At 63.2% G+C, this 5,330-nt stretch carries 6 protein-coding genes; all 6 read left to right on the top strand.

Annotated elements, in window-relative coordinates; all coding sequences use genetic code 11:
- Positions 1 to 5 precede the first annotated feature (5 nt).
- Complete coding sequence (locus tag RMO57_RS07525) at positions 6 to 1,550, top strand: deoxyribodipyrimidine photo-lyase/cryptochrome family protein (protein ID WP_310385509.1); 1,545 nt, start codon at positions 6 to 8, stop codon at positions 1,548 to 1,550.
- A 47-nt stretch (positions 1,551 to 1,597) separates the two neighbouring features.
- Positions 1,598 to 2,392, top strand: coding sequence for a sulfurtransferase (locus tag RMO57_RS07530; RefSeq protein WP_310385499.1), 795 nt, complete (start codon positions 1,598 to 1,600; stop codon positions 2,390 to 2,392).
- Positions 2,389 to 3,348, top strand: coding sequence for an alpha/beta hydrolase (locus RMO57_RS07535; RefSeq protein ID WP_310385501.1), 960 nt, complete (start codon positions 2,389 to 2,391; stop codon positions 3,346 to 3,348). The genes RMO57_RS07530 and RMO57_RS07535 overlap by 4 nt, the downstream gene beginning before the upstream one ends.
- 73 nt (positions 3,349 to 3,421) lie before the next feature.
- Entirely contained in the window at positions 3,422 to 4,216 is a 795-nt protein-coding gene (locus tag RMO57_RS07540; protein ID WP_310385503.1) for a lysine/arginine/ornithine ABC transporter substrate-binding protein, read from the top strand.
- A 41-nt stretch (positions 4,217 to 4,257) separates the two neighbouring features.
- Positions 4,258 to 4,962: an ABC transporter permease gene (locus RMO57_RS07545; RefSeq protein ID WP_310385505.1), complete on the top strand. Its 705-nt coding sequence runs from the start codon at positions 4,258 to 4,260 to the stop codon at positions 4,960 to 4,962.
- Positions 4,959 to 5,330 (top strand): ABC transporter permease subunit (locus tag RMO57_RS07550; RefSeq protein WP_310385507.1); only part of this gene is annotated, 372 nt, incomplete at its 3' end. The genes RMO57_RS07545 and RMO57_RS07550, both read left to right, overlap by 4 nt.

Here is a 5,330-nt window from a genome sequence, read left to right on the forward strand (position 1 = left end):
CGCCTGTGCAGCGCGCCCTGGTCTGGTTCAAACGCGATCTGCGGGTGCAGGACCACGCGGCGCTGGTGGCCGCACTGGCCTGCGACGACGCGCTGGCCTTGTTTGTGATCGAGGATGAATGGTTGAACAGCGCCGAATGCGACGCCAGCCAGGTCGAGTTCTGCCTGGCTTGCTTGACCGAGCTGCGGGTGGCCTTGGCCGAGCGCGGCCTGCCGCTGCTGGTGCGGGTGGGCTCGGTGGTGCCGGTGCTGGCGCAATTGCACAGCGAGCTTGGTTTCACCCAACTCTTCAGCCATGAGGAGACCGGCACGGGCTGGTCCTACCGGCGCGACCTGGCCGTGGCGGCCTGGTGCAAGACGGCCGCCGTGACTTGGCAAGAATTCACTCAGACCGGGGTGGTGCGCCGCTTGCGCAGCCGTGCCGGCTGGGCGCAGCGCTGGCAGGCCCGCATGGACGCGCCACTGCTGCGGCTGGACGGCAGCTTCACCGCGGCCGTGCCGCTGGATCAGGCCGACCTCCCGACGCTGGTGAGCTTGCGGCTGGCGCCGCATGGCAAGCGCTTGCAAGCGGCGGGCGAGCAGGCCGCGCACGCCATGCTGCAAAGCTTCTTGCAGTTTCGCGGCCACGATTACCGCAAAGCACTCTCCAGCCCCTTGAGCGCCGAACAGGCCTGCAGCCGACTAAGCCCGCACCTGGCCTTTGGCAGCTTGTCCATGCGCAGCGCACACCAGGCAACCGAGATAGCGATTCGCCGATCGCCCGACCCGGCCATGGCCTACGCGTTGCGCGGCTTTGCCGGGCGGCTGCGCTGGCATTGCCATTTCATGCAAAAGCTCGAAGACGAGCCCGCGATCGAATTCCACAACTTTGCCCGCGTCTATGACGGCCTGCGTGAAAACGACTTCAACGAGGAGCACTTTGCGGCCTGGTGCGAGGGCCGCACCGGCTTTCCGATGGTGGACGCCTGCATGCGCTCGCTGCTGGCCACCGGCTGGTTGAATTTCCGCATGCGGGCGATGCTGGTCAGCTTTGCCAGCTACCAGTTGTGGCTGCATTGGCGACCCACCGGCCTGTTCTTGGCGCGGCAGTTTCTGGACTTCGAACCCGGCATCCACTGGAGCCAGATGCAGATGCAAAGCGGCACCACCGGCATCAACACGCTGCGCATCTATTCCCCCACCAAGCAAGCGCTGGATCAGGATCCGCAAGGCCTCTTCATCCGCCGCTGGCTGCCCGAGCTGGCCCGCGTGCCCCTGCCCTATCTGGCCGAGCCCTGGACCATGGACCCGGCCGTGCAGCGCATGGCGGGCTGCAGCATCGGTGTGGACTACCCCGCGCCCATCGTCGACGCCCATTTGGCGATGCGGACCGCCAAAGACCGCATGTATGGCTTGCGCAAGACCGACGGCGCCCGCGCAGAAGCCGACCATGTGCAGGCGCGCCACGGCTCCCGCAAAAGCGGTTTGCCGACCACGGCGCAGCGGCGCAAGCCCGCCACCAAGCCCGCAGACAGCGCAGCACAGGCCGCTCAAGGCGAGTTGTTCGGATAGGCGCCGCGCATGAATTCCTAGGCACCTGCCTACAATTGCGCCCGATCATGCAAAACAATGCCGTCCTCAATATCTCGTCCTACAAATTCGTTGGCCTGCCCGACTGCCATGCGCTGCGCGAGCGGCTGTTCGAGCGCGCCGCCGCGCTGGACCTGAAGGGCACCGTGCTGCTCGCCGAGGAAGGCATCAATCTCTTCCTGGCCGGCCCGGCCGACAGCGTGCGCGCCTGGGTGGCCAGCTTGAAAGAAGACGGCCGTTTTGCCGATCTGGCGCCGAAAGAAAGTTGGAGCGAGGCCGTCCCGTTCAAGAAGTTATTGGTCAAGGTCAAGGCCGAGATCATCCGCATGAACCATCCGGCGATCCGCCCCGACGCCCTGCCGCGTGCGCCGGCCTTGGCCCCCACCACGCTGGCACGCTGGCTGAGCCAGGGTCATGACGATGCGGGCCGCGCTGTCGTCACCTTGGACACCCGCAATGCCTTCGAGATCGACTACGGCACGTTTGAGGGCGCGATCGACTGGCGCATCAATAAATTCAGTGAGTTCCCGCAGGCGGTGCAAGCCCACCGCGCCGAGCTGATGGGCAAGACCATCGTCAGCTTCTGCACTGGCGGCATCCGCTGCGAGAAGGCCGCGATCTACCTGGAGCAACAAGGCCTGGACGGCCCGGTCTACCAACTGGAGGGCGGCATCCTGAAATACTTCGAGGAGGCCGGCGGCGCCCATTACCAAGGCGCTTGCTTTGTGTTTGACCAGCGCGAGGCACTCGACGCCGGCCTGCACCCATCGACCGAGATCTGCCGCCCGGCCAGCGAGGCCCACCGAGCCCCCGCTGCGGAATGAGTAGTCGCCTGAGCGAAAACCTGCTGCGCCTACTGGGCTTGCTCTTGCTGGTGGGGGCCTTAGGCATTGCGGCCACCAAAGCGCCCGACCGCCCGCTGGAAAGCCTGATCCAGCAATGGGCCCCGCCGCCCTCGGAGTTCATTGACCTGAATGGTCAACTGCTGCATTTGCGCGACCAAGGGCCACGCAGCGACCGCCTGCCCATCGTCTTGATCCACGGTACCTCGGCCAGCCTGCACACCTGGGAGGGCTGGGTCAAGAGCTTGAGCAAAACGCGCCGGGTGATCAGCTTTGACTTGCCCGGCTTCGGCCTGACCGGCCCGGCCGCCTCGGGCGATTACAGCACCGAGGCTTACGTCAAGTTCGTGCGGGCTTTGCTCGATCATTTGCAGCTTGACCGGGTGGTGTTGGGCGGCAATTCACTCGGCGGAGAAATTGCCTGGATGGTGGCGGCGGCCGCGCCGCAGCGGGTGGCGGCGTTGATCTTGGTCGACGCCGGCGGCTATGCCTTCGAGCCCGAGTCGGTACCGCTGGGCTTTCAAATGGCCCGCCTGCCCGGCTTGGGCGCCTTGAGCGAGCATGTGCTGCCGCGCAGCCTGGTTGAGCGCAGCATCAAGGATGTTTACGGTGACCCGGCCAAGGTCAACCCCGCGCTGGTCGAGCGTTATTACGAGCTGAATTTGCGCGCGGGCAACCGCGCCGCGCTGCGCCAACGCTTTGCGCAAATGAGCTTGGGCGAGCAGGCCGCAGCGATCAAAACCCTGCAGCAGCCGAGCTTGATTTTGTGGGGCGCCAAAGACCGGCTGATTCCGCCCATCAACGGGCAGAATTTCGCCCGTGACATTGCCGGCAGTCAGCTGGTCACGTTTCCCGATTTAGGGCATGTGCCGCAAGAGGAAGACCCGCTCGCCACGCTGCTGCCGGTACAAAAATTTCTGTCTACGCTCAAACCCTAGGTCCGCCGGCGCAATATCCATTGCAGACTAGCGGTTTTAGATTCCACCTTTTGACTACCTTTTTGGAGCAATCATGCAAAAACGTCACCTACTCGCCATCGCCGCCATCGCTGTGGCTGGACTGAGCGGATTCAGCGCCCAAGCGCAAACCGCCGACATGAAGAAAATCCGCATCGGCGTTGAGGGTGCCTATCCGCCCTTCTCCGAGGTGGGCAAAGACGGCAAGGTGATGGGCTTCGAGATCGACCTCGCCAACGCCTATTGCGCCGAGATGAAGGTCGCCTGCGAGATGGTGCAGGTCGACTTCGACGGCCTGATCCCGGCGCTGCAAGCGCGCAAGATCGACGCCATCATTGCCTCGCTGTCGATCACCCCCGAGCGCCAAAAGGCCATCGCTTTCTCCACTCCCTACTACAACACGCCGGCGCGCTTTGTCGGCAAGGCGGGCACCAAAATGGACTTCACGCCCGCCGGCCTGAAGGGCAAGAAGATCGGTGTGCAGCGCGGCACCATCCATGAGACTTATGCGGCTGCGGTCTTCAAGGACAGCGATATCAAGCGTTATGCGACCCAGGATCAGGCGTTTTTGGATCTGAAGGCCGGCCGCATCGACCTGACCCTGGCCGACTTGGTGGCGATTGACCAAGGCTTCCTGGCCAAGCCCGACGGCAAGGGCTTCACCCTGGTGGGACCGGTCTATGACGACGTCAAGTACTTCGGCACCGGCTCCGGCGTCGGCATGCGCAAGGCTGACGAAAAAGTCCTGGGCAAAAAGTTCAATGACGCGATTGCCGCAGTTTCCGCCAACGGCACGTTCAAGAAGCTCAATGACAAATATTTCCCCTACGACTTGGCGCCCAAGAAGTAACGGGTTTTGTTGACTGACTGTTAGAGATAGAGATAGCGCCGATGGCTTTGCACGGTTTGTTGATTGACTTCCTGCCCAGCCTGCTCGAAGGGGCCGTGGTCACGCTCAGCGTGGCCCTGACCTCGATGACGATGGCGATGACGCTTGGGCTGCTGGGCGCCTTGGCGAAATTGTCCAAATGGCGCTTCGCGCGTGGCCTGGCCTATCTCTACACCACCTTGATTCGCGGCGTGCCGGATCTGGTGTTGATGTTGCTGATCTTCTATGGCGGGCAGATCGCGCTGAACGAAGGTTTGCTGGCGCTTGGCCATGAAGAGTACGTCGACATCAACCCCTATGTGGCGGGTGTGCTGACGATAGGCTTCATCTTCGGCGCCTACCTGACCGAGGCCTTCCGCGGGGCCTTTTTGGCGGTGCCGCCGGGCCAGCGCGAGGCCGGCTTGGCGTTTGGCCTGACGAACTGGCAAATTGCACGCCGCATCACCCTGCCGCAGATGTTCCGCCATGCACTGCCGGGCTTGTCCAACAACTGGCTGGTGTTGATCAAAAGCACGGCCATTGTGTCGGTGATCGGCCTGTCTGACCTGATGACGCGCGGCCAACAAGCGGCCGGCTCGACCCGCGAACCATTTATGTTCTATTTGGCGGTGGCCTTGATCTATCTGCTCTTCACCACCGCGTCTGAGTTCTTGTTCGGCTGGCTGGAACGGCGCTTCTCGATCGGCGTGAGGCGGAGCGCGCTATGAGCCTGGACATCATTTTCGAGAACCTGCCGGTCTACTTGAGCGGTGCTTGGACCACCTTGCAGCTGCTGCTGGTCTCGCTGCTGCTGGGTCTGCTGTTTGCGATCCCGCTGGGCGTCTTGCGCAGCTTTCGCGGCAGCTTTATTTCACGTGCGGTCTGGGTCTATACCTATGTGTTCCGCGGCACGCCGATGCTGGTGCAGTTGTTCCTGATCTATTACGGCCTGGCGCAGTTCGAGTGGGTGCAGCAAAGCGCGCTCTGGCCGCTCTTGAGTTCGGCCTGGTTTTGTGCTTGCCTGACCTTTGTGCTCAACACCTGTGCCTACACGACCGAGATCATTGCCGGCTCGATCAAGGCGTTGCCGGCCGGC

Source organism: Roseateles sp., from assembly GCF_031397715.1.
GTDB lineage: Bacteria > Pseudomonadota > Gammaproteobacteria > Burkholderiales > Burkholderiaceae_C > Paucibacter_A.

Excerpts from the sequence above, each read along its gene's own strand:
- RMO57_RS07535 (WP_310385501.1), top strand. The coding sequence starts at position 2,389 with ATGAGTAGTCGCCTGAGCGAAAACCTGCTGCGCCTACTGGGCTTGCTC.
- RMO57_RS07540 (WP_310385503.1), top strand. The coding sequence starts at position 3,422 with ATGCAAAAACGTCACCTACTCGCCATCGCCGCCATCGCTGTGGCTGGA.
- RMO57_RS07545 (WP_310385505.1), top strand. The coding sequence starts at position 4,258 with ATGGCTTTGCACGGTTTGTTGATTGACTTCCTGCCCAGCCTGCTCGAA.
- RMO57_RS07530 (WP_310385499.1), top strand. The coding sequence starts at position 1,598 with ATGCAAAACAATGCCGTCCTCAATATCTCGTCCTACAAATTCGTTGGC.